We start from the raw sequence: 20267 nt of genomic DNA on the forward strand, positions 1-20267 counted from the left end.
GCGAACGCGGGGAACCAATAAACACGCTTCAAGGCGACGCACACTTCGTAGGAGCGGCCCATGGCCGCGAATCGCGGGCGTGGCCCGCTCCTACGGGGAAGGTATGCAGGATGGCGACGATACCTATCGAATCGATATCGATGGGTGTCGCTTCGCTCGCCCTTTACTGGGCTCCCGTGTTTGCGGGTGTGACGGGATTGGGGGCACCCCCGCTGCCGTCCCTGTCATCCCCGCGAACGCGGGGAACCAATAGACACGCTTCAAGGCGACGCACACCTCGTAGGAGCGGCCCATGGCCGCGAATCGCGGGCGTGGCCCGCTCCTACGGGGAAGGTATGCAGGATGGCGACGATACCTATCGAATCGATATCCATGGGTGTCGCTTCGCTCGCCCTTTACTGGACTCCCGTGTTTGCGGGCGTGACGGGATTGGGGACACCCCCGCTGCCGTCCCTGTCATCCCCGCGAACGCGGGGAACCAATAAATACGTCCTAGGGCGAGGCTCAGTCGAGCATGTCGCTGAAGCGCTTGTCCTTCCGGTAGACCAGCGGCTGCGGGAAGCCCGGCACCTTGATGCTGTCGGCGCTCAGTTCGATGGCCTGTTCGTCGATCATGTCGTTGCCGAAGTTGTAGATGATGTCGAACTGGCCCTTGAGCGCCTGTTCGTCGTACCGGCGGGCGGCGGCGCGGGTGGCTTCGCGCTTGGCTGTGTAGGCGGCGAAGGCTTCGTCGCCGTAGCGCTTGCGCAGCATCTTTTCCACCACGCGCGGCGACAGCAGCACGCCGGTGGCGTTGTTGCCGCCGAAGCCCTTGGAGTTGATGAAGCAGACGTCCAGCGGCTTGTCCTGGCGCAGGCGGTCGCGGGTTTCGATGCTCAGGTGGTCGCGGTGCACGTCGTCGGCGACCCGGTCGATGGTCTTGATGCCCGGCAGGATGCCGTACCTGAAGGTGCCCAGGGCGGAGATCACCTGGTCGGCGCTGGCAGCCGCCAGCGAGTGGCCGACGAACGCCTTGACCGCCACCAGCGGCCATTCCTCGATGCCGAAGGCTTCGGCGACGCGATCCAGCAGTTCGGATTCGGTGACCCGGTTGGCCGGGGTGCTGGAGCCGTGGGCGTGGACGAAGCTGTGCTGGCGCACGCCTTCCAGGCCGACCAGTTGCACGGCGCTGGCCACCGCCTTGGCGAGGGTCAGGTAGTTGCCCGGACCGGGGGCGGAGATGGACTTCTTGAAGCCATCGGCGTTGATGAACACGTCGGTGGCCGCGCCGTGGATGTCGGCGCCCAGTTCCATGGCCAGGGCGTCGTCCATCAGCACCAGGTACTGGGTGGATTCGGCCAGGGTGAAGCCGCAGTTCTCGCCGAACGGCCGGCTGGCGCGGCGGAAGTCGACTTGCTCGCCGCCGCCCTGCACGTTGCGCAGGCCGTCTTCGGTGGCCAGCGCGCTCATCGCGCCGTAGCCGTCGATGCATTCCTGGGTGATCGGCGCTTCGCTGTTGCCGACCAGCGCGACGCGGGCGCGGCCGCTGGTGATCAGGTCGATGGCTTTCTGCAGGTTGTAGAGGAAGGTGGCGCAGGCGCCGGTGACGCTGCCGGTAGTGCCGACGCTGCCGAGCACGTAGGCGTTGATGAAGTCCGCCGGCATGGTGTTGAGGCCCAGCGGGCACTGCTTGGCGGTGACCCGGCCACCCTTGAGGCGTGATTGCAGCATGCCGCCGAAGCCGTTTTCGTCGAGCTGGCTCATGATGCTGCCGGAGAACACCGCCACTTCGTCGGGCGCGACGTGTTCGAGGATGGTGCTCCAGTCGACGCCCACCGAGCGCAACGCGTCGGTGGCGCCGATCACCGCGAACTGCAGGCCGCGCGGGTGGAAGCGCGAGTTGTAGAGTTCGCCGGGCTCGAAGCCGCTGGGCAACTGGCCGGCGGATTTCACCGGCAGCTCGCGGAAGCTGTCGACCTTGACGTCGCAACCGCCGTGCAGGGTGACACGCACTTCGCTGCCGTCCAGCGGCTCCACCGACCAGCTTGCCGGCAGCGGCTCAGGGAGTTGCTTGCGCTGGGTGACGAAGGTCAGCGGGCTGCCTTCGGGGGCGGAGAGGCTGAGGCTCTTCTGCCAGTGCGCGGCGTCGACGTCGAGGTAGCGCTTCTCGATGCGGCGCACCAGGGTGGCGTCGAGGATCTGCGTGGCGTAGCGGCTTTCGATGTCGGCCGGGGTCAGGGCTTCGTCCGCGCTGGAGCGGAACTGGCCGTCGACCACCTTGACCAGCTTCATCATCACCGCCAGGCCGGCGAGGGTTTCCTGGCGTGTGGGAGCGTCGAGGGACTCGAGCACGGTGCGGCGAAAGCCGTGGTGAAAGGAGCTTCGGCCGGAGGCGTTATAGCCACCAAATCCAACAATGACCGGCAAACGAGACATCACAAGCGACTCCTTCGAATAGACCATTGCGCATGGGCGGCAGGAGCAGAGACGCCGGAAAAGCGGCGTCAACTCGGGAAGGCCGGCGAGGGGAGGTACCCGCCAGCGGCGCAATGGCCAAGATTGGAATGCTTATGGTGACGTGACTCGTGACTTGCAAGTCACTCCGTATTCGGCTGGTCATGCCGATACGGGACCGGCGGCGGCTCCTTGGCCGGGCCGCCGCCGATGGATCAATAGTAGCTCAGGCCTGGCTTGGCGGTACTGACCCGGGTGCCGGCCTTGCCCTGGACGATGGCCTCGATGTCGGCGAGCGAGCCGATCACCGCGACCTTGCCGGTCGCCTGGGCGAACTCGCTGGCGGCCTGGACCTTGGGCCCCATGGAGCCGGCGGCGAAGCCGAGGCGTTCCAGTTCGTCCGGATGGGCTTCGGAGATGGCCTTCTGGGTCGGCTTGCCCCAGTCGACGTAGGCGGCGTTGACGTCGGTGGCGATCACCAGCAGGTCGGCGTTCAGTTCCTGGGCGAGCAGCGAGGAGCAGAGGTCCTTGTCGATCACCGCCTCGACGCCGGAGAGCTTCTTGCCGCTTTCGTCGTACATGGTGGGAATGCCGCCGCCGCCGGCGCAGATGACGATGGTGCCTTTCTCCAGCAGCCATTTCACCGGGCGGATTTCGAAGATCCGCTTCGGCCGTGGGCTGGCTACCACGCGGCGGAACTTGTCGCCGTCCGGGGCGATGCTCCAGCCTTTTTCCTTGGCCAGCCTTTCCGCCTCTTCCTTGGCGTAGACCGGGCCGATGGGCTTGGTCGGGTTCTGGAAGGCCGGGTCCTTACCGTCCACCTCGACCTGGGTGAGGATGGTGGCGAAGGGTACTTCGAAGGGCAGCAGGTTGCCCATTTCCTGTTCGATCATGTAGCCGATCATACCTTCGGTCTCGGCGCCGAGGACGTCCAGCGGGTAGGGGTTCGAGGCGTCGTAGGCGGCGCCCTGCAGGGCGAGCAGGCCGACCTGCGGGCCGTTGCCGTGGGCGATCACCAGTTCGTTGCCGGGAGCCACCTTGGCGATCTGTTCGGCGGCGATCTTCACGTTCTCACGCTGGTTGTCCGCGGTCATGGGCTCGCCGCGACGCAGCAACGCGTTACCGCCCAGGGCGATGACGATACGCATGGGAGTTCCTCCTGAAAAAAGCTCCCCGTGCGGCGGCCGTCGGGCTCACCGCGCGGGGAGAGGGCTGTCAGATGTCGGCGAGGGTCGAAACGAGGATCGCCTTGATGGTGTGCATGCGGTTTTCCGCCTGCTCGAAGGCGATGTTGTAGGGCGACTCGAACACGTCTTCGGTGACTTCGATGCCGTTGGCCAGGTTCGGGTACTGTTCGGCGATCTGCTTGCCGACCTTGGTCTCGCTGTTGTGGAAGGCCGGCAGGCAGTGCATGAACTTCACGCGCGGGTTGCCGGCGGCCTTCATCAGCTCGGTGTTGACCTGGTAGGGCAGCAGTACCTTGATGCGTTCGCCCCAGGCTTCCACCGGCTCGCCCATGGACACCCAGACGTCGGTGTGGATGAAGTCGACGCCCTTGACCGCGGCTTTCGGGTCTTCGGTGAGGGTGATGCGCCCGCCGCTTTCCTCGGCGAATTTCTTGCAGGCGGCGACGTGGTCGTCGTGCGGCCAGAGTTCCTTGGGCGCGGCGATGCGCACGTCCATGCCGAGCTTGGCGCCGACCAGCAGCAGCGAGTTGCCCATGTTGTTGCGGGCGTCGCCGAGGTAGGCGTAGGCGATGTCGTGCAGCGGCTTGTCGCTGTGCTCGAGCATGGTCAGCACGTCGGCGAGCATCTGGGTCGGGTGGTATTCGTCGGTCAGGCCGTTGAACACCGGCACGCCGGCGAACTGGGCGAGCTCTTCGACGATCTCCTGCTTGAAGCCGCGATACTCGATGGCGTCGTACATGCGGCCGAGCACGCGGGCGGTGTCCTTCATGCTCTCCTTGTGGCCGATCTGCGAGGAATTCGGGTCGATGTAGGTGACGTTGGCGCCCTGGTCGTAGGCGGCCACTTCGAAGGCGCAGCGGGTGCGGGTGGAGGTCTTTTCGAAGATCAGGGCGATGTTCTTGCGTTGCAGGTGTTGCTGCTCGGTGCCGATGTACTTGGCGCGTTTCAGGTCGCGTGACAGGTCGAGGAGATAGCGCAGCTCGCGGGTGCTGTGATGCATCAGGCTGAGCAGGTTGCGGTTGTGCAGGTTGAAAGCCATTTGATCTTTCTCCTTGGGTAAGGCAGCGGATGTCCGGCTCCGTCAGAACGACTCATGGCTGGCGGGGCGGGCGGCCTCCCGGAAGAGGCCGCCGGGGTTGCGGTTGTCTCAGTAGTCGATCGGGTCGCGGATGATCGGGCAGGTCATGCAGTGACCGCCGCCACGGCCGCGGCCGAGTTCGCTGGCGCTGATGGTGATCACCTCGACGCCAGCCTTGCGCAGCAGGGTGTTGGTGTAGGTGTTGCGGTCGTAGCCGATCACCACGCCGGGCTCCAGGGCGACCACGTTGTTGCCGTCGTCCCATTGCTCGCGTTCGGCTTCGTAGCTGTCGCCGCCGGTTTCCACCACGCGCAGTTTCTTCAGGTTGAGGGACTCGGCGACCACGTCGAGGAAGGATTTGCTCTCGCGGCGCACGTCGATGCCGCCGGGCTTGCTCTCGTCCGGGCGCAGCACGAAGGGCACGATATCGTGGGCGACGTCCGGGAAGATGGTCACCAGGTCGCGGTCGCAGAAGCTGAACACGGTATCCAGGTGCATCGCCGCGCGGGACTTGCCGAGCCCGGCGACCACCACCTTCTCGGCGGCGCCGGCCTTGAACAGCGCCTGGGCCACCTGGCCGATGGCCTGGTGCGAGGTACGTTCGCCCATGCCGATCAGCACGGTGCCGTTACCGATCGGCATCACGTCGCCGCCTTCGAGGGTGGCTGCGCCGTGGTCCTTGTCCGGGTCGCCGTACCAGACCTGGAAGTCGGCGTCCGCGAAGTCCGGGTGGAACTTGTAGATGGCGGTGGTCAGCAGGGTTTCCTGGCGGCGAGCCGGCCAGTACATCGGGTTGAGGGTCACGCCGCCGTAGATCCAGCAGGTGGTGTCGCGGGTGAACTGGGTGTTGGGCAGCGGCGGGAAGACGAAGCTGGAGGCGCCGAGGTAGGCGTTGAACATCTTCGCCGCCTCGGTTTCCTTGTACTTGGCCAGGTCGGCGCCGGATACGCCGCCGATCAGGAATTCGGCGATACGTCGCGGTTCCAGGCTTTCGATGAAGTTGCGCACTTCGCCCTGCAGGCCGAGGCCGACGCTGTTGGGGGTGATCTTGCGGTCGAGGATCCAGTCCAGGGCTTCCTTGTTCTGGACGGTCTCTTCCAGCAGGTTGTGCATCTCGACCACTTCGATGCCGCGCTCGCGCATCTTGGTCATGAAGTCGAAGTGGTCGCGCTTGGCCTGGCTGACCCAGATCACGTCGTCGAAGAGCAGTTCGTCGCAGTTGTTCGGAGTCAGGCGCAGGTGCGCCAGGCCGGGCGAGCAGACCATTACCTTGCGTAGTTTGCCGGCCTCTGAATGGACACCGAGTTTGACTTTCTCTTTGCTCATGGCAGCAATTCTCCTTGCGAATTTACAGAGTCAGGAAGCCGTCGTAGAGGCCGTAGGCGGCGACCAGGGCGCCGATTACCACAGCGGCGAAAATCAGCTTCTCGACATGGGTGAAGATGGGCTGGCCGATCTCGCGCTTGGCCTTGGCGAAGAGGATCACGCCCGGGGCGTAGAGCAGCGCCGACAGCAGCAGGTACTTCATGCCGCCGGCGTACAGCAGCCAGACGGCGTAGATCAGGGCGATGGCGCCGATGATCAGGTCCTTGGTGCGGTCGCGCGAATCGGTCTCGTAGGTCTCGCCACGCAGCGGCAGGAGCAGGGCATAGGCCGCCGACCACAGGTAAGGCACCAGGATCATCGAGGTGGCGAGGTAGATGAGGTTCAGGTAGGTGCTGGCGCTGAACAGGGTGATGACCAGGAACACCTGCACGCAGGCGTTGGTCAGCCACAGGGCGTTGGCCGGCACGTGACGGGCGTTTTCCTTGCGCAGGAAGGCCGGCATGGTGTGGTCCCTGGCCGATGCGAACATGATTTCCGCGCACAGCAGCACCCAGGACAGCAGGGCGCCGAGCAGGGAGATCACCAGGCCGACGCTGATCAGGATCGCCCCCCAGTGGCCGACCACGTGCTCGAGCACGGCGGCCATCGACGGGTTCTGCAGCTTGGCCAGTTCCGGCTGGGTCATGATGCCGAGGGACAGCACGTTGACCAGCACCAGCAGCAACAGCACGGTGACGAAGCCGATCACGGTGGCCTTGCCGACGTCGCTGCGCTTCTCGGCGCGGGCCGAGAAGATGCTCGCACCCTCGATGCCGATGAACACCCAGACGGTGACCAGCATCATGTTGCGCACCTGGTTCATCACGCTGCCCAGGTCGGGGTTCATGCTGCCCCAGATGTCGCGGGTGAAGATGTCGAGCTTGAAGGCGAAGAAGCAGATCAGGATGAACAGCAGCAACGGCACCATCTTGGCGATGGTGGTGATGACGTTGATGAAGGCCGCTTCCTTGATGCCCCGCAGGACCAGGAAGTGCACGCCCCAGAGCAGGACCGATGCGCCGATGATGGCGGCCAGGGTGTTGCCTTCGCCGAAGATCGGGAAGAAGTAGCCGAGGGTGCTGAACAGCAGGACGAAGTAACCGACGTTACCGAGCCATGCGCTGATCCAGTATCCCCAGGCCGATGAGAAACCCATGTAGTCGCCGAACCCGGCCTTGGCGTAGGCGTATACACCGCCGTCCAGGTCAGGCTTGCGGTTGGCGAGGGTCTGGAAGACGAACGCCAGGGTGAGCATACCGACAGCGGTGATGGCCCAGCCGATCAGGATGGCGCCGACATCGGCGCTGGCTGCCATGTTTTGCGGAAGGGAGAAGATCCCACCGCCCACCATCGAACCGACCACCAGAGCAACCAACGCGGGAAGACGTAGCTTCTGTGCGGACTCTGACATTACAAACCTCCAATCCAAGGAAGAATTCGTTATCAGTTAAACGCTGGTGCAACGGGGGGTGCGTGACATGGGTCAATAGCAGGCTAACTATCCATGTCCGGCTGGTTCCTTCATCAAATAGCCCACCGGCCATTGCGGTTTGATGGCACACGGAAAGAGGCGTGCGGATGCACAGTTCCGGTGCCGTGTAATCAAACCTAGTCAAGTTTGGGCGGCCTGCAAGGAAGGGGGCTGCGGCGGGGTTGGTGGCCATTGGCCGTGTTTTCGGGGCGGCTCGCCCGCGAACATGGATAACACCATAGGGCGGGCTTTGGCCCAGCAGCCCAAGGCCCTGGTAGGGTGCGCCGCGCGCACCGATGGGGAGGCGACACCGGTGTTTCCTGACAAGCACCGCGCCTGTTCCCGGCAGGCGGTGCGCACGGCGCACCCTACGGGGGCCGTGCGCAGTGCGGGGAGCTCAGCGCGTAGGGTGGGCTTCAGCCCACCGTCAGTCCCCGCCCTGCTCGGAGAAGCTCAGGCCGTGCTTGCGGAGTTTGTCGTGCAGGGTCTTGCGCGGGATGCCGAGCGCTTCGGCGAGGCTGCGCAGCGAGTTGTGCGGGTTGGCCAGCTCGGCGAGGATCAGGCTGCGTTCGTAGGCTTCCACCTGGGCGCTCAGGCCGTTTGCGTCCGACGGCAGGTCGGCGGCGGAAGGGCCGTCCAGTGGCAGGTCGAGATCGAGGCCGATGGCGAAGCGCTCGGCGCAGTTCTGCAGCTCGCGGACGTTGCCCGGCCAGTCGTGGCGCAGCAGCTCGGCGCGTTGCGCCGGTTGCAGGCTGCGCGGCGGCAGGCCGTGGCGCTCGCTGGCCGCCTCGGCGTAGTGCTGGAACAGCAGCAGGATGTCTTCGCCGCGCTCGCGCAGCGGCGGGATGCGCAGCGGCGCGACGTTCAGGCGGTAGTAGAGGTCGGCGCGGAAGCGGCCCTGGTCGGCGGCCTGGCGCAGGTCTTCCTTGGTCGCGGCGATGATGCGGATGTCCAGCGGGATCGACTGGTTGCCGCCGAGCCGCTCGACCACCCGTTCCTGCAACAGGCGCAGCAGCTTGACCTGCACGTCGAGGCTCATGCTCTCGATCTCGTCGAGGAACAGGGTGCCGCCGTTGGCGAACTCGAATTTGCCGATGCGGCGCTTCTGCGCGCCGGTGAAGGCGCCGGGCTCGTGGCCGAACAGTTCGCTCTCCACCACCGACTCGGCCAGCGCGCCGGCGTTGATCGCCACGAAGGGACCGTCGCGGCGCGCCGACAGATCGTGCAGGGCGCGCGCCACCACCTCCTTGCCGGAACCGGTCTCGCCGAGGATCAGCACGTCGGCGTTGATCGCCGCCAGCGCGCCGATCTGCTCGCGCAGGCGCTGGATGCCCGGCGACTGGCCGATCACCCGGGCGTCGAGCTGGCGGCGGTCGGCCAGGGCCAGGCGCAGGCTGCGGTTGTCCAGCACCAGGCGGCGCAGCCCCAGGGCTCGGCGCACGCTGTCGAGCATGGCGTCGTTGGCGAAGGGCTTTTCCAGGAAGTCGTAGGCGCCGGCGCGCATCGCCTGCACCGCCAGCGGCACGTCGCCGTGGCCGGTGATCAGCAGCACCGGCAGTTCCGGGTCCTGCTCCTGCAACTGGGCGAGCAGTTGCAGGCCGTCGACACCGGGCATGCGGATGTCGCTGACCACCACGCCCGGCCAGTCGCGCTCGATCCGCGCGGCGAGTCCGCGCGCGTCGTCCAGGGCGGCCACCTTGAGGCCGGCGAGGTCGAGGGTCTGGGCGAGTGCCTGGCGCAGGTGCGGGTCGTCGTCGATCAGCAGGACCTGGGCGTCGTCAATGGATGTCATGCAAAGGTGTCCTCGGGAGACAGCAGGGCGGCGCCGGGCTCGGCGCTACGCAGGCGCAGGGTCAGCAGCGCACCGCCCTCGGGGTGGTTGTCCAGCAGCAGTTCGCCGCCGAGCGCGCGCATCAGGGTATCGCAGATCGCCAGGCCCAGGCCCAGGCCCTGGGCGCTGGTCTTGGTGGTGAAGAACGGCTCGCGCGCGCGGGCCAGGGCTTCGGCGGAGAAGCCGGGGCCGTTGTCGCGCAGGGTCAGCACCACGCCGTCCTCGCCCTGGCTGGCGCTCAGCCAGATGCGGCGCGGCGGGGCCTTCTCGCTCAGCGCGTCGAGGGCGTTGGCCAGCAGGTTGCTCAACACCTGGCGCAGGCGGGTCTCGCCGGCCTGCACCCAGAGGGTCGCCTCCGGCAGGTCGCGGACCAGTTCGACTTCCATCGCCCGCCGCCGCTTGGCCAGCAGCGCCAGGGCGTCGTCGAGGGCCGGCTGCAGGGCGACGCGTTCCGGCGCGTGGTGGTCGCGGCGGGCGAAGGCGCGCAGGTGGGCGATGATCGAGGACATGCGCCCGGTCAGCTCGCCGATCAGCCGCAGGTTGCCGCGCGCGTCGTCGATGCGCTCGTGGTCGAGCAGCACTTCGCCGTTCTCCGCATAGCTGCGGATCGCCGCCAGCGGCTGGTTGAGCTCGTGGCTGATGCTCGCCGACATGGTGCCGAGGGCCGAGAGCTTGCCGGCCTGGACCAGTTCATCCTGGGCGCGGATCAGTTCCTGCTGCGCCTGCTCGCGCTCCAGCACTTCCTCTTTCAGGCGGCTGTTCAGGGTTTCCAGGTCGCGGGTGCGTTCCTGCACGCGGATTTCCAGCTCGCGGCGGGCCTGGGCGTCCAGGGCGATGCGTTCGAGGTAGTGGCGGCGGCGTTGCAGCAGCAGGCCGAGCAGCAGCAACAGCGCCAGCAGCCCGGCGCCGCCCACCGCCAGGGCGGTGCGCACCGGGCGGTCGACCAGTGCGCGCGGGGCGAGGATGCTGACGTTCCAGCCGGTCTCCTTGAGGTCGCGGCTCTGCATCAGCCAGGCCTTTTCGTCGAGCCCCAGCGGCGCGGGGTCGATGGTCGGGTAGGGCTGGTCGGCGGCGATGCGCTGGCGCTCCTCGGCGCTCAGCGGACGGCTGGCGCGGAAACGCCAGTCGGCGCGCGAGGTGAGGATCACCACGCCGTTGCCGTCGGTCACCACCACCTGCTCGGGGGTGTTGCCCCAGAGGGTCTCGGCGTCGTCCAGGTCGACCTTGACCACCAGGATGCCGAGCACCTGCCCGGGCCCGCCGATCGGGGCGGCGTAGTAGTAGCCGCGCTTGCCGGAGGTGGTGCCGAGCCCGAAGAAGCCGGTCAGCTTGCCGGTCATCGCCCCACGGAAATAGGGCCGGAAGGCGAAGTCGCGGCCGACGAAGCTGTCGATCTGGTCCCAGTTGGAACTGGCCAGGGAGCGGCCGCTCGGCGACATCAGGTACATCACGTCGGCCCCGGTCTCCTGGCGCACCCGGGCCAGCAGGCGGTTGGCGGCGTCGATCCGCTCCGGGTCGCCCGGCTCGGCCAGCAGGCTGCGCAGCGCCGGCAGGTCGCCAAGGATCGTCGGCAGCACCTCGAAGCGCCGCAGCGTACCGAGCAGGTTGGCGACGTAGAGGTCGAGGGTCTGGCGGTTCTGCTCGGCCAACTGGGCGCTGTAGTAACGCTCGGCGAGCTGCTGCAACGGCCAGAGCAGCGGGGCCAGCAGCAGGGCCAGCAGGATCAGGCTGCGCCAGCGGGGGCGGCGGTGGGTAACGGCGATCATGGTCCAGAGCTTCCGGGGCTTGTGCACATTATGCACGGCCTCGGTTCGGCTGGGTGTCGGCGGGCGCTTCCCGGCAATCGGAACCGCTCAATGGCGCGCCCTGCGGGGCATGGAGATGGCTTTTTGCCTTTCCCCTCTCCGGCGCCGTTTGTGATCTAGAGTTTCAGTTATTCGGATGGCTGGTAACGGAGCGCATTACCGTGAAGATGATCCCTGTCATCGTGTGTGGTGGTTGTGGCAGTCGCCTATGGCCGGTTTCACGCGTCGCTCATCCCAAACCATTCATGGAGCTGCCGGGTGGCGGCGATCTGATTCAGAAGACTTTCGCGCGCGCCCTGGGTCTCGCGGGCGTCGACGAGGTGCTGACGGTCACCAATCGCGAACTGTACTTCAAGACCGTCGACGAATACCGCCAGGTGAGCGCTTCGGGGTGCCGGCTGGGTTTCATTCTCGAGCCTTTCGGGCGCAACACCGCGCCGGCGATTGCCGCGGCCGCTCTCCATATCGCCGCGACGCATGGCAGCGATGCCGTCATGCTGGTGCTGCCGGCGGACCATCTCATCGAGGACGTCGAAGCGTTCGCGTCGGCCGTGGAGCAGGCCCGGCAGTTGGCCGAGCAGGGCTGGCTGGTCACCTTCGGCATTCAGCCCGAGCGCCCCGAAACGGGCTATGGCTACATCCAGATCGACCGTTCGGCCAATCTCGGACTGGGCTACAAGGTCCAGCGCTTCGTCGAGAAACCGGACAGCGGATCGGCGCAGGACTACGTGGCTTCGGGAAACTACCTGTGGAACTCGGGGATGTTCTGCTTCGAGGTCGGCATGCTGATCGACGAACTGAAGCGTTGCGCGCCCGACGTGCTGCAGTCCGTGGAGGCCTGCATGCAGGCCGGCAGCCCGATGGACGGCAATGGGCGGCACAGCCTCGAACTGGCGGCGGAAACCTTCGCCAGGGTTCCGGACATTTCGATCGACTACGCGCTGATGGAGCGCTCGGACAAGGTCGCGACCATTCCCTGCAGCATCGGCTGGAAGGACATCGGCTCATGGTCCGCGATGAGCAGTCTCGTCGCCGCCGATGCCAATGGCAACCGGCTGGCGGGGGAGGTGCTGGTGCACGAGTCCGCCAACAACTACGTGCAGAGTGCCCATCGCCTGACGGCGCTGGTGGGTGTGGACGATCTGATCGTCGTCGATACGCCGGATGCCGTGCTGGTGGCGCACAAGGACCGTGTGCAGGACGTCAAGCACATCGTCAGCGAGTTGAAGAGCAAGGGGCACCAGGCCCACCTGATGCACCGCACGGTGCATCGTCCATGGGGCTCCTACACCACGCTGGAGGAGGGGCAGCGTTTCAAGATCAAGCGCCTGGTGGTAAAGCCCAAGGCGTCGTTGTCCCTGCAGATGCATCATCACCGCAGCGAGCACTGGACAGTGGTGAGCGGCATGGCGCGGGTCATCAACGGAACGCGTGACATCATGCTCGACACCAACGAGTCCACCTTCATTTCCGCAGGGCACAAGCATCGCCTGGAGAACCCCGGCGTGATCGACCTGGTATTGATCGAAGTGCAGAGCGGCGACTATCTCGGCGAGGACGACATCGTGCGTTTCGACGATGCCTACGGTCGCGCGGGCGCGTGAGCGGCGGCGCGTCGATGCGCGAGTCCAACTTATAAGAATGGTGTCATCGGGTTGTGCCAATACCGACTGATTGGCGCGACTCGTTCGGGGGTCAGCATGTTTCCGATGTTGCGTAGCCTGTGGGAATACCGCGGCTTTGTCCTGTCGTCCATCCGCAACGAGTTCATCGCGCGTTTTGCCCGCAGCCGCCTGGGCGGGCTGTGGATGATCATCCATCCGCTGGCGCAGGTGGCCATCTATGCGCTGGTCCTCTCCAGCGTACTGGCGGCCAAGCTGCCCGGCATCGACAACAAGTACGCCTACGCCCTGTACCTGATGGCCGGCATGCTGGCCTGGAGCCTGTTCGCGGAGATCATCGGCCGCTGCCTGACGCTGTTCATCGAGCAGGGCGGCCTGATGAAGAAGATGCGTTTCCCACGCATCACCCTGCCGGTGATCGTGGTGGGCTCCAGCCTGCTCAACTACCTGTTGCTGTTCGTCGCCCTGCTGACGGTATTCGCCCTGCTCGGGCATGCGCCCAGCTTGTCGTTGTTCTGGCTGGTTCCGCTCACTTTCGCCGTCATCGCTCTGGCGGTCGGCATCGGCCTGGTGCTGGGGGTGCTGAACGTCTTCGTGCGGGATGTCGGCCAGGTCGTTCCCATCGTTTTGCAGGCGTGGTTCTGGTTCACCCCGATCGTCTATCCCGTGGGCATCATCCCCGATTACCTGCGCGGCACCATCGCCGCCAACCCCATGTATCCCATCGTCGACGCCTACCACGAGATCCTCGTGTACGGGAACGCTCCGGACCTGCGGCAGGTGGCGGTGACCACCGGCGTGGCGCTTGCCCTGATGTTGCTCGGGCTGTTCATGTTCCGCCGGGCGGTCCCGGAAATGGTGGACTCGCTATGAGCCTGCTGAGCGTCGAGAACCTGGGCAAGGCCTACCGGGCCTACCGCTCCGAATGGTTGCGCATAGCGCGCTGGTTCTACCTGCCGGCCCGGCCCACGGAAGAGCACTGGGTGCTCAGGCACGTCAGCTTCTCCATCGAGCCCGGCGAGGCCATCGGTATCGTCGGCCAGAATGGCGCCGGCAAATCCACCCTGCTCAAGATGGTTACCGGCACCTTGCAGCCCTCCGAAGGCCGTGTGCGGGTCAACGGCCGCATCGCCGCGATCCTCGAACTGGGCATGGGCTTCAACCCCGAGCTGACCGGTCGCCAGAACGTCCGGCACGCGGCCGGGCTGATGGGCTTCGGCGCCGAGCAGATAAGCCGGGCCATGGATGACATCGAGGCGTTCGCGGAGATTGGCGAATACTTCGACCAGCCGGTACGCATCTATTCCAGCGGCATGCAGATGCGCGTCGCCTTCTCCGTGGCCACCGCCTTCCGGCCGGACGTGCTCGTCGTCGACGAAGCGCTGTCGGTGGGCGACAGCTATTTCCAGCACAAGAGCTTCGAGCGCATTCGCCAGTTCCGGAAGCAGGGCACGACGCTGCTCATCGTGTCCCACGATCGCGGGCCCATCCAGTCGCTGTGCAACCGGGCGATCCTCCTGGAGAAGGGGAGGATCATCAAGGACGGATGCCCGGAGGAGGTGATGGATTTCTACAACGCCATCATCGCGGAAAAGGAGAACAGCACCATCGAAGTGAGAAAGCTGGATAACGGGAAGGCCCAGGTGGTTTCAGGGACGGGGGAAGCGACGGTGGGCGACATCGCCATAATCGATCGGTCGGGACGCCGCATAGAGCACGTCGACGTGGGGCAGATGGTGACCCTGCGGATCGAAGTGAATGTTCACTCCTACATAGAGAGGCTGGTGTTGGGATACGGGATCAAGGACCGGTTGGGACAGGTGATGTACGGGACCAATACCTACCTGAAGAAACAGACGCTCTCGAACGTGGCGGCCGGATCGAGGCTCATCTACGAAATCGATTTCCCCATGAACCTGGGGCCGGGCAGTTATTCGTTGCAGACGGCCTTGTGCAGCTCCGATAGTCATCTGGTCAACAACTACGAATGGCGTGACCTTGCGCTGGTCTTCAATGTCGTGAACATCGGCAAGGAGCATTTCGCGGGGTGCGCCTGGATCGATCCCGTGATCAGGGTGGCCGGAGCATGAGTTTTGTGTCGCATGCGCAGAACTTCGAGGACGTCATGCTGTGGCGGGCCCTCAAGGACGTGGAGCACGGGTTCTATATCGATATCGGTGCCCAGGACCCGGTAGTGGATTCGGTAAGCCTGGCGTTCTATGAACATGGCTGGCGTGGCGTGCATGTCGAACCGACCCGGCAATATTCGGAGAAGCTCAGGGAGCGGCGACCCGACGAGGTCGTCGAGCAGGTCGCCATCGGCAATGCACGGGGGCTTCTGGGGTTCTACGAGTTCAGGGACACCGGGCTTTCCACCGCCGACCCCGAACTGGCCGAACGTCACATGACGGCGGGCTTTGCCGCCACCCGGACGGAAGTGCCGGTCGTGACGCTCGATGAGGTGCTGGAGAAGCATGGGGAAAGAGCCATCCACTGGTTGAAGATCGATGTGGAAGGCTGGGAGCAAAGCGTACTCGAGAGCTGGCATTCGTCATCGGTACGTCCCTGGGTTCTGGTCATCGAAAGTACCTTGCCCGGCACGCAGGTGCAGACCCACTTTCAATGGGAGCCCCTGGTTCTGGCCAAGGGCTACAGGTTCGTTCATTTCGACGGGCTGAACCGGTTCTACCTGCATGAAGACAGGCTGGAGTTGCAGGCTGCGTTCGACTGCCCGCCGAATGTCTTCGATGGTTTTCTGTTGAGCGGCACGGCCTCCCAGTCATTCTGCAAGCTGCTGGAAGAAAGGCAGTGGCAAGCAGAGGAAAGGGTGAGGGAGCAGGATGCCCTCATCCAGCGGGCGGAGGATCTCCGGCACGCAGCCGAACAGGCCCTTCAGGAAAGAATGGCTCTCCAGGCGCAGGCCGAAGCGAAGCAGGCGGCCGCGGAGTCGATGAGCGAGATGCAGCAGCTCCGTGCCGGGGAGCTGGAAAGCCAGTTGCAGCAAGTACGGCATCAGTTGGATGAGTCGTGGGCCAATATGCACCTCTGGTACCAGCAATCGGTAGCCCATGAGGCCCAGGCCCGGCAGCTCCAGTTGCAACTGAACGAGTCCCTGTCCGATGCGCACAATTGGCAGCAGCAGTCGGTAGCCCACGAAGCCCAGGCCCGGCAGCTCCAGCAGCAACTGAACGAATCCCTGTCCAACGCTCATCACTGGCACCTGCAGGCGAACGCCCAGGAGGTGCGCGTCAACGCGTTGCTCGGCAGCACGTCCTGGCGCATCACCTGGCCGCTGCGCATTGCGATGGAGGGGCTGCGTGGGCTCGTGCGCTTGCCCTGGCGAATGTTCAAGGCTCTGCTTCGCCCCGTGGCTCTCCTGGCGATGCGCGCGGTGCTCAGGCGCCCGGGGTTGCGGCAGCGACTGGCAGGCTGCCTGCGCCGCTGCCCACGGGTGTTCCAGCATCTGCGCCGGTTCGCCATGTACCGTGGCTTGCTGAGGGAAGTGGAGGCGCGACCACCGAAGCCTCCCGCGGCGGAATCGGCCGGGGTGGCGGCCCGCATCCGGAGCCGGGGAGGCGAGCCGGACCATGCCGGAACGCAGGAAGTCGTGCTTCGCACGACGAGCCAGCAGGGCGCTGAGATGGACTCGTTGCGTATCGTGATCGATATGCAGGGAGCCCAGGGCGGGAACGGCATGCGGGGTATCGGGCGCTATTCGCTCGCCTTGGCCCTGGCCATCGTCAGGAATCGCGGTGGGTATGAAGTGTTCCTCGTGCTCAACGGCCGCTTTCCCGAGACTATCGAGCCGATCCGCGCCACCTTCCGGAATCTGCTGCCCCGGGATCGCATCCATGTCTGGAATGCGCCCGGTCCGGTCAGCCACGTCGATCCGGACAACACCTGGCGCCGCCAGTCCGCCGAGCTGGTGCGGGAAGCCTTCATCGCCAGTCTCGATCCCTCGATCGTCCTCGTGACCAGCCTGTTCGAAGGCATGGGGGACGATGCGGTGACCAGTATCGGCAGCCTGAGCCGGACGGTCCCGACCGCCGCCATGCTGTATGACCTGATCCCGCTGATCAATCGAAGCCCTTACCTAGATGATCCCAGGGTGGCGCAGTGGTACGAGGACAAGCTCGATCACCTGCGCCGCGCCGACCTGCTGCTGGCCATTTCGGAGTCGTCGCGGCAGGAGGGGATCGACCGGCTCGACATGCCCGTCGAGCGCATTTCCACCATCTCCACGGCGGCGGATGCCCAGTTCCGCATACGGCCGGTCGGAGAGGACCGGCGTGGCGAACTGCGGCAGCGTTACGGCCTCGAACGGCCTTATGCGATGTACACGGGCGGTATCGACCACCGCAAGAACATCGAAGGGCTGATCCGCGCCTATGCGCTTCTGCCCGCCAGGCTGCGGCAGCGGCACCAACTGGCGATCGTCTGCTCCATCCGGCCGGAGGATCGCGCGCGCCTGGAGGCGCTCGCGAGCGAACAGGGGTTGGCGAAGGGGGAGCTGGTGCTGACCGGCTATGTGCCCGAGGAGGATCTGGTCGACCTCTATAACCTGTGCAAGGTCTTCGTTTTCCCGTCCAGGCACGAGGGCTTCGGGCTGCCCGCGCTCGAAGCCATGGCCTGCGGCCGGGCGGTCATCGGCTCGAACACCTCCAGCCTGCCGGAGGTTATCGGCTGCGAAAAGGCACTGTTCGATCCGTTCGACGACGCGTCCATCGCCGATCGGCTGCGGCGGGTGCTGAGCGACAGCAAGTTCAGGCGGGCGCTGAAGCATCATGCGCAGAAGCAGGCCGGCAAGTTCTCGTGGGACAGGACCGCCCGGCTGGCCATCGCGGCGATGGAGAAAACCGTCGCCCAGGCGGCCGTCCATGCGCCCCATCGGTCACTGCGCCGTCCACGCCTGGCCTACGTTTCCCCTATGCCGCCCGAGCGCAGCGGCATCAGCGACTACAGCGCCGCGCTGATTCCGGAGCTTGCGCGTCACTACGAGATCGAGGTCGTCGTGGTCCAGGAGACGGTTGCCGCGCCCTGGATCACCGCCAACTGCCCGATTCGCACGGTGGCGTGGTTCCGTGAGCATGCCGCCCGGTTCGACCGGGTGCTGTACCACTTCGGCAATTCGGCGTTTCACCAGCACATGTTCGCCCTGTTGGAGGAGGTGCCCGGCGTGGTGGTCCTGCACGACTTCTTCCTTTCCGGCATCGTCGCCCACATGGAGTGCCAGGGCGCCGCGCGAGGTGTGTGGGTCGAGGCGCTCTACAGGGGGCATGGCTACACGGCGGTGCGGCAGCGCTTCCAGGCCGTGGACACGGCGGAGGTCGTCTGGAAGTACCCCTGCAACCATGCGGTGTTGCGCAACGCGCAGGGCGTCATCGTCCATTCGGAAAACTCCCGGCGGCTGGCGCGGCAGTGGTATGGCGCACAGGCCGCCAGGAACTGGGCGCACATTCCGCTGCTGCGTATTCCCGATCCGTGGGATGGGCATGGCCGGGAAAATGCGCGTGCTGTCCTGGGGCTGAGGGACGGCGACTTCGTCGTCTGCAGTTTCGGCATGCTGGGTCCGAGCAAGCTCAACCACCGGCTACTCGATGCCTGGCTGGCTTCGCCCCTGGCGGCCGATGTGCGGTGCCTGCTGGTTTTCGTGGGGGAGAGCGTCGAGGAGTACTACGGGCAGAAGATGCTCGGCATGATCGCCGGCAGCGCTGGCGCGGAACGTATCCGCATAACCGGCTGGACGGATGCCGAGGTTTTCGAGCAGTACCTGGCGGCAGCGGACATCGGCGTGCAGTTGCGCACGCTGTCACGCGGCGAGACTTCTGCGGCGGTTCTCGACTGCATGAATCACGGGCTGGCCACCATCGTCAACGCGAATGGCTGCATGGCCGACCTCGAGGACGACAGCGTCTGGAAGTTGCCGGACGAATTCACGGACGAACAACTCTCCGAGGCCCTCACCGTCCTGTGGCGGGACCCGGCCCGGCGGCGCGGCCTGGGCAGTCGCGCCCGTGAGATCGTGCGGACCCGGCACGCTCCAGGCGAATGCGCGGAGCAGTACTTCACGGCTATCGAAGGCTTCCATCGTGCGGCCGCCACGGCGGTTCCCGCATTGGTCGGGAAGATCGCGCAACTCGACTCGGCCCCGACCGATGACGGCGAGTGGGCAGCGCTGGCGAGCGCGATAGGCGGCTCCATCACGCCGCCGTTGGCACAGCGGCAGCTCCTCGTCGACATTTCCGAGTTGGTTCAGCGCGATGCCAGAAGCGGTATCCAGCGCGTGGTGCGCAGCATCCTGCTGGAATGGTTGCTGAATCCGCCGCCGGGATACCGGGTCGAGCCGGTGTATGCGACGGCGGGCCAGCCCGGCTACCGTTATGCGCGGCGTTTCACGCTCGGCTTCCTGGGTTGCCCGGAGACCACCCTGGTGGATGAACCCATCTCGTACCGCGCAGGCGATGTGTTCGTCGGGCTGGACCTCCAGCCCGAGGTCGTGCTCGCGCAGGACGATCTCTACCAGCGCATGCGGCGGCAGGGCGTCAGCGTCCAGTTCGTGGTGTACGACCTGCTCATCCTGCAATTCCCGCATTGTTTTCCCGAAGGCAGTGCCCGTGTGTTCGAAGGTTGGTTGAATGTGGTTGCCCGGTCCGATGGCGCGCTGTGCATCTCCAGGGCGGTGGCGGACGACCTGTCGGCCTGGCTGGAGCGGCACGGGGCAGAGCGTGGGCATCCCTTCAGGCTGGACTGGTTCCACCTGGGCGCGGATGTGGATCAGTCGGCCCCTACGACCGGATTGCCCGATGATTCGGCTTCCGTCCTGGCCGGCTTGCGCGCGCGTCCCAGCTTCCTGATGGTCGGCACCGTCGAGCCCCGCAAGGGATATGCGCAAGCGCTGGAAGCGTTCGAGCGGCTTTGGTCGGCCGGACTGGAGGTCAACCTGGTGATCGTGGGCAAGCAGGGCTGGATGGTCGATGAGCTGGCCGCCAGGCTGCGCAGCCACCCCGGGCAGGGCCGGCGTCTGTTCTGGCTGGAAGGCATCAGCGACGAGTACCTGGAACAGGTCTACGCTACCAGCACCTGCCTTGTCGCCGCCTCCCATGGCGAAGGCTTCGGCCTGCCGCTGCTGGAGGCGGCCCAGCATGGACTGCCGGTCATCGCCCGCGATATCCCGGTGTTCCGCGAAGTGGCCGGTGAGCGTGCCCATTATTTCGCCGGCATGGCCGCCGAGGACCTGGCCCGCGCGGTGACTGGCTGGCTGGAGCTGTACAGGGTCGGCCGGCATCCCGCATCCGGCGATATTCCATGGCTGACCTGGAAAGAGAGCGCGGAACGGCTCGAGGAGATTTTGCTGAAGGACGAGTGGTCCGCGCAGTAGCCTCCTGCGTACCGAAATACTCGGGTAGGGTGCGCCGCGAGTAGAGGGGCGGTGTCGGATATCCAGGGCGCACGACGCATTCTATTTGAGGCCGTTC

11 protein-coding genes are annotated in these 20267 nt (G+C 65.7%); 4 read left to right on the forward strand and 7 right to left on the reverse strand.

Annotation, left to right across the window (positions count from 1 at the left end; genetic code table 11):
• Positions 1 to 504 precede the first annotated feature (504 nt).
• The 7 genes from PSEWESI4_RS00740 to PSEWESI4_RS00770 all read right to left on the reverse strand — a co-directional run bounded on the left by PSEWESI4_RS00740 (position 505) and on the right by PSEWESI4_RS00770 (position 11131).
• Complete coding sequence (locus PSEWESI4_RS00740) at positions 505 to 2415, reverse strand: beta-ketoacyl synthase (protein ID WP_187669275.1); 1911 nt, start codon at positions 2413 to 2415, stop codon at positions 505 to 507.
• 233 nt (positions 2416 to 2648) lie between these two features.
• On the reverse strand, positions 2649 to 3581 hold the full coding sequence (gene arcC, locus PSEWESI4_RS00745) for a carbamate kinase (RefSeq protein WP_187669276.1): 933 nt from the start codon (positions 3579 to 3581) through the stop codon (positions 2649 to 2651).
• Between the two features lie 67 nt (positions 3582 to 3648).
• Entirely contained in the window at positions 3649 to 4659 is a 1011-nt protein-coding gene (locus PSEWESI4_RS00750; protein ID WP_187669277.1) for an ornithine carbamoyltransferase, read from the reverse strand.
• A gap of 108 nt (positions 4660 to 4767) precedes the next feature.
• Positions 4768 to 6024, reverse strand: coding sequence for an arginine deiminase (arcA, locus tag PSEWESI4_RS00755; RefSeq protein ID WP_187669278.1), 1257 nt, complete (start codon positions 6022 to 6024; stop codon positions 4768 to 4770).
• Between the two features lie 22 nt (positions 6025 to 6046).
• Positions 6047 to 7474 carry an arginine-ornithine antiporter gene (gene arcD / locus PSEWESI4_RS00760; protein ID WP_187669279.1) on the reverse strand — a complete coding sequence of 476 codons (1428 nt, stop codon included), beginning with the start codon at positions 7472 to 7474 and terminating at the stop codon, positions 6047 to 6049.
• A 487-nt stretch (positions 7475 to 7961) separates the two neighbouring features.
• Entirely contained in the window at positions 7962 to 9326 is a 1365-nt protein-coding gene (gene dctD / locus PSEWESI4_RS00765; protein WP_187669280.1) for a two-component system response regulator DctD, read from the reverse strand.
• Entirely contained in the window at positions 9323 to 11131 is a 1809-nt protein-coding gene (locus tag PSEWESI4_RS00770) for a sensor histidine kinase (protein WP_187669281.1), read from the reverse strand. Before PSEWESI4_RS00770 ends, dctD begins: the two co-directional genes overlap by 4 nt.
• 200 nt (positions 11132 to 11331) lie before the next feature.
• Between PSEWESI4_RS00770 and PSEWESI4_RS00775 the strand changes: the two genes are divergently transcribed.
• From PSEWESI4_RS00775 to PSEWESI4_RS00790, 4 genes are all read left to right on the forward strand, one after another.
• Positions 11332 to 12774 (forward strand): mannose-1-phosphate guanylyltransferase/mannose-6-phosphate isomerase, encoded by a 1443-nt coding sequence (locus tag PSEWESI4_RS00775; protein ID WP_187669282.1) that lies wholly within the window; start codon positions 11332 to 11334, stop codon positions 12772 to 12774.
• Positions 12775 to 12870: 96 nt separating this feature from the next.
• On the forward strand, positions 12871 to 13665 hold the full coding sequence (locus tag PSEWESI4_RS00780) for an ABC transporter permease (protein WP_187669283.1): 795 nt from the start codon (positions 12871 to 12873) through the stop codon (positions 13663 to 13665).
• Positions 13662 to 14882 (forward strand): ABC transporter ATP-binding protein, encoded by a 1221-nt coding sequence (locus tag PSEWESI4_RS00785; protein ID WP_187669284.1) that lies wholly within the window; start codon positions 13662 to 13664, stop codon positions 14880 to 14882. The genes PSEWESI4_RS00780 and PSEWESI4_RS00785 overlap by 4 nt, the downstream gene beginning before the upstream one ends.
• On the forward strand, positions 14879 to 20170 hold the full coding sequence (locus PSEWESI4_RS00790) for an FkbM family methyltransferase (protein WP_187669285.1): 5292 nt from the start codon (positions 14879 to 14881) through the stop codon (positions 20168 to 20170). The genes PSEWESI4_RS00785 and PSEWESI4_RS00790 overlap by 4 nt, the downstream gene beginning before the upstream one ends.
• Positions 20171 to 20267 lie beyond the last annotated feature (97 nt).

This window comes from Zestomonas carbonaria (genome assembly GCF_904061905.1).
Lineage (GTDB): Bacteria > Pseudomonadota > Gammaproteobacteria > Pseudomonadales > Pseudomonadaceae > Aquipseudomonas > Aquipseudomonas carbonaria.

Coding starts and splice junctions, on each gene's coding strand:
- PSEWESI4_RS00740 (WP_187669275.1), bottom strand. CDS start 2,415: ATGTCTCGTTTGCCGGTCATTGTTGGATTTGGTGGCTATAACGCCTCC.
- arcC (WP_187669276.1), bottom strand. CDS start 3,581: ATGCGTATCGTCATCGCCCTGGGCGGTAACGCGTTGCTGCGTCGCGGC.
- PSEWESI4_RS00750 (WP_187669277.1), bottom strand. CDS start 4,659: ATGGCTTTCAACCTGCACAACCGCAACCTGCTCAGCCTGATGCATCAC.
- arcA (WP_187669278.1), bottom strand. CDS start 6,024: ATGAGCAAAGAGAAAGTCAAACTCGGTGTCCATTCAGAGGCCGGCAAA.
- arcD (WP_187669279.1), bottom strand. CDS start 7,474: ATGTCAGAGTCCGCACAGAAGCTACGTCTTCCCGCGTTGGTTGCTCTG.
- dctD (WP_187669280.1), bottom strand. CDS start 9,326: ATGACATCCATTGACGACGCCCAGGTCCTGCTGATCGACGACGACCCG.
- PSEWESI4_RS00770 (WP_187669281.1), bottom strand. CDS start 11,131: ATGATCGCCGTTACCCACCGCCGCCCCCGCTGGCGCAGCCTGATCCTG.
- PSEWESI4_RS00780 (WP_187669283.1), top strand. CDS start 12,871: ATGTTTCCGATGTTGCGTAGCCTGTGGGAATACCGCGGCTTTGTCCTG.
- PSEWESI4_RS00785 (WP_187669284.1), top strand. CDS start 13,662: ATGAGCCTGCTGAGCGTCGAGAACCTGGGCAAGGCCTACCGGGCCTAC.
- PSEWESI4_RS00790 (WP_187669285.1), top strand. CDS start 14,879: ATGAGTTTTGTGTCGCATGCGCAGAACTTCGAGGACGTCATGCTGTGG.